The 4,157-nt window shown below is 73.1% G+C and carries 3 protein-coding genes; 2 read left to right on the top strand and 1 reads right to left on the bottom strand.

All coding sequences use genetic code 11. The annotated features are described in order from the left end of the window. A partial coding sequence (locus tag NBZ85_RS28420; RefSeq protein WP_261563037.1) for an effector-associated domain EAD1-containing protein occupies window positions 1-422 on the bottom strand: 422 nt, incomplete at its 3' end. Window positions 423-1,158: 736 nt separating this feature from the next. Here NBZ85_RS28420 and NBZ85_RS28415 point away from each other — a divergent pair. Continuing rightward, complete coding sequence (locus NBZ85_RS28415; RefSeq protein WP_261560304.1) at window positions 1,159-2,187, top strand: hypothetical protein; 1,029 nt, start codon at window positions 1,159-1,161, stop codon at window positions 2,185-2,187. A gap of 8 nt (window positions 2,188-2,195) precedes the next feature. Further along, on the top strand, window positions 2,196-4,157 hold a 1,962-nt coding region (locus NBZ85_RS28410; protein WP_261563036.1), incomplete at its 3' end, for a hypothetical protein.

Genomic DNA, 4,157 nt, shown 5'->3' with positions numbered 1-4,157 from the left:
ACCCCCACCCCCGCCGGGCCGAACCGCACCGCATCGACGGCCAACAGGACGCTGCCGGCCGACGGGACAACCCCGCTGGAACCCGCCCCGGCCGGGCCCGCCGTCGGTGTCGCCCCGCTGGCCGTGGGGGCCGCAACCGGCGCCGGCCGGGCCGGGGCGGCGCCGGTGACCGCGGCGAAAACCTTGTTGGCGGGGTAGAGCTGCGCCGCCGCGGCCAGGAGGCTGACCCGGCCGTCGGCCAACGCCCCCAGGGAGAGCTGGTCGTTGACCTCTTCCCAGAACTCCAGCGGGGTCTGCGCCGTCCAGGACGGCTGCCGCCAACGTTCCAGACCGGCCCGTTCGAGCACCATCATGGCTCTGGACGAGCGATAGAAGACGCGGGCGAGCATCATCACTTCCTCGTCGGTCAGCCGCTCCGTCACCGCTCCCCCGAACCATCTCGTTGCACCGGCATCCAGGCTCCGGCGAGCGGCCGCACCGCCGCCGTCTGCGCCGGGTGCCGCAACTCCCTCCGGATGCTGCTCGCCGATCTTACGTTGTAGCCGAGTCGGGGCCCATAGCGTGCGTTTACCAGCACAATCGGTCACGTGCCCGGGGGAATGCAATGCCGCGCGCGGATCGACCAGTCGGTGACCGGCCGTCCCGGGAGGGCCTGCGAGAGGCTCACGGAGTTGTCATGCTGCTTTCGCGGGCCTTACCTGCTTCGCGGGCCTTACCTGCGCTCTATCCACGGCCGGGACGAATGGCACGCCACCGAGAAGACGGCGGCTGGCAGCTGATATTCCGCCTCGACGACTGGCGGTGATCCGCGGATTCTGTCGTCGTCCGGCACTCTCGACCTGTTCGGCTTGGGGCGCGCTGCCCGCTCCGGGGGTCGGCGTCCTGCTGGGGGCCGGGCGACCCGCTCTGAGGCCGGAGCAGACGCGCGTGGCGGCTTGACCGGGTGGCCAGATCGTTCCATACTGCAACAAAATTGTCGCGTCGAGCGTGTGAGTCATGACGGAACGTGGCCGAGGGACTGGCCGTTCTGGCGCAGCGGGTTCGCGGTCGGCGCCGTGTCGGGGGGCACCCTATTTTCACTGTTCGTCCTGCACGTATCGGCGTCCGCGGCGCCGTGGCGTGCGCTGCGGACGCCACCGTCCGGGCTCGGTCAGCACGGTGGTGATGGCGCCGGCGGGGCAGCCGACGCAGCTGGCACGCATCGGCCTGTGGGGCGCCCCGCAGAGCGGGAAGACGACCTTCCTCGCCGCGCTCAACATCGCCGCGATCAGTCAGCCCAGCGTCCCGGGCAGCCCATCCTGGATCGTCATCGGCGCCGATGACGACGCGGGGGCGTTCCTGTCCGAGAACACCGACCTGTTGCAGAGCCAGCACGTCTTCCCCTCCGCGACGCCGGGAATGACCGCGCTGAGCTGGCGGTTCATCGGGCCGCCGCGGGGCGGCCGGCTCGCGGGCCGGGCCCTGCGCCGCGGCCCGCGCCCGGAGAACACGGTCTTCGTCGTCGAGCTGCTGGATGTGGCCGGCCGCTACTTCGGCGGCTCCGCCCCGAAAAACTCGCTGATCTCCGCCTCGGTGTTCGACGACGACGAGGCCGACGCGCCCGACGAGTGGGAGCTGCTGCTCGACCACCTGAGCATGTGCGACGGGCTGGTCTATCTGTTCGATCCGGTCCGGGAGCAGCGCAACAGCGACGCCTTCGAGTTCTTCCAGCGCACCCTGGAGCAGGTCACCCGGCGGTGTTTCGAGGCCAATCGCCTACGCGGCGGAAAACTCCCGCACTTCCTGGCGGTCTGCGTCACGAAGTTCGACGAGCCGGCGGTGTTCCGCCAGGCGTTCCGGACGGGTGTCGTGCTCACCGGCGACGAGCCGGAGCGCATCCCCCGGGTTCCCGGCAACCTCGCGAAGGCCTTCTTCGACCGGCTGTGCGACGACAGCCATGAGGGCACGGCCCGGCTGGTCCGCGGCAGCATCAGTAAGTACTTCCAGCCCGACCGGGTCTCCTATTTCGTCAGCTCGTCGGTCGGCTTCTACATCGGGCCGTCGGGGTACTTCCGCGCACACGACTTCACGAACGTCGTCAAGACCGGCGGGGAGGCGCGGATCCGCGGCTCGATCCGGCCGATCAACGTGCTGGAGCCATTCCTGTGGTTGGAGGAGAGCACGCGGGCGGCCGCCCGCAAGAGGTGAGCGCCCCGGTGACCGGCAACCCCGTGCGCCTGGCCGCCGGTTGGGCGGTGATGTCGAAGGAGCCGGGCAGCGACGACGACTACGCCGTGCTGCGCTGCGGCGGCTACTTCACCCGGGGGCAGTACGAGCAGATCCTGCGCCGGTTCAACCCGGGCACGCCGCCGGCCCGGTCGCTGTCCGCCCCCAGCGGCGAGTCGCTGCCCTGGGTGACGGTCTGCTATGCGCCGCGCGGCGCGGACACGGTGCTGGGGGTCGCCATCCGTTCCTGGACGGAGCACGTCGACGGCGCGCACCGGCCGATCGCGGCGACCCGCTTCGTCTGCGTCCCCTTCTCCGCCCTGCGCGAGAACCCCGTGTCCTACGCCGACCTGTACGCCGCCGCGCTCCGCCTCGACCTCGACGGCCTGCCGGATGGCGCCGGCACCGTCGAGCTGACCGTCGGCCGGCTGCGCGCCGCGGACATCGAGGCGACCCTGGCCGAGCTGGAGGTGGACCTGTCGACGGCGGCGGCGACCGCGGCGACGCTGCTCGTCCGCCCGGTGGCGGTGCTCGGCGCGCCGGTTGGCGAGCCGGCCGACCAGGCGCTGACCCGGCTGCGCTACCTCGACGCGGTCGTGTCGCTGCTGCCCTACGGCCAGCGGGCCCGCCTCGTCGCCAGCACCTGGTTCGACCAGGGCGGCGCCCGGCACATCCGGCTCGGCTTCGGGGCCCGGGAACGGGCTGACCACGCGGGCGCACCATGGCAGCAGGGCGAGCGGATCCTGCGCCCGCTGCGCGGCGACGCCCGCATCTACCACCACCTGCTCGTCGGGCTGGTCGAGGGACAGAGCTGGCCGCTGACCCGGATCGTCGACTTTCTCGCCGCCGAGACGGAGCCGCGCCCGGCCGACGACGCCGCGCACGCGGTCGGCTGCCTGGCCCGCGCCGATCCCGTCACCCACCTGCGCGGCCGGCTCGCCGCGGGCACCGCGACCGCGGCCGATGCGCTGGAGCTGCTCGCCACCGGGCGCGTCGACGCCCTGCCGGTGGCCGAGGTCGAACGCGCCGCCCACCTGCTGGTGGCGGACGCGGGCGCCGACGGCCTGGACGCCCTGGCCATCTCCTGGCCGAGATGGGCCGAACGCGGCCTGGTCGGCACGGACGAGCGGGCCCGGCTGATGGGCGCGGTGACGCGCGCGGCCTGGTCGGCACTGTGGGGCTCGAACCGGAATCCGAATCGGAATCCGAACCCGGCGGCGGCGAGCCGGCTGGCCGATCTGGCGGCCGCGCTCGATTTCTGGTCGACGCTGACCGCCCACGTGGTCAGTCCCAGGCTGGACGGCCAGCAGTGGGCCGGGACCGGGCTGGGAGTTCCCGCGGCGCCCGCCCGGTTCCTCGCCGAGCAGATCCGGCTCGGCCGGCTGTCCGCGGGCCGCGGGCCGCGCGTCACCGAGCACGTCCAGCAGGCGCTCGCCGCGGCGCCCGCCGTCGTGCTCCTCGACCTGGTCGCGCTGCTGCTCGAAACCGATCCCGACCTGTGTGCCGGCTGGTTGCCCTGGCTGGCGTCCGCCGACCGCACCCGCGAGCTGGTCGCCTTCACCGACGCCTGGGCCGGGCAGACGTCCGCGTCGGCGGTGGGAGGCGTCGCCCGGCACGGGGAGCGCCACGTGCTGACCCTGCTCCGCCTCGCCCGCAACGGGCCCTCGGAGCTGCCGTTCCCGATCTCTCCCGTGCTCGACCGGCTACTGCGCACGCTGGCGGTGCTGCCCGACGAACACCGCCGCGACTGGGCGGCGGAGCTCGCCGAGTGGCGCAGCGACGACCCGACCATCGCCGCCCGGCTCGACCTGCTCGAGCTCGCGCTGACGGCGGTGGTCGGAGTCCCGCTCGCCCGGCGGTTCGCCGACGAGGGAGGGCCGCAGCCGTACCGAACCGCGTTCCTGGACTACTTCGCGGTTCTCCGCGACGTGGAAGGCCGCGACGTGGAAGGC

It is taken from the genome of Frankia tisae (genome assembly GCF_025403405.1).
In the GTDB taxonomy this organism is placed as follows: Bacteria; Actinomycetota; Actinomycetes; order Frankiales; family Frankiaceae; genus Frankia; species Frankia tisai.
This window is presented reverse-complemented; position numbering and strand designations above follow the sequence as displayed.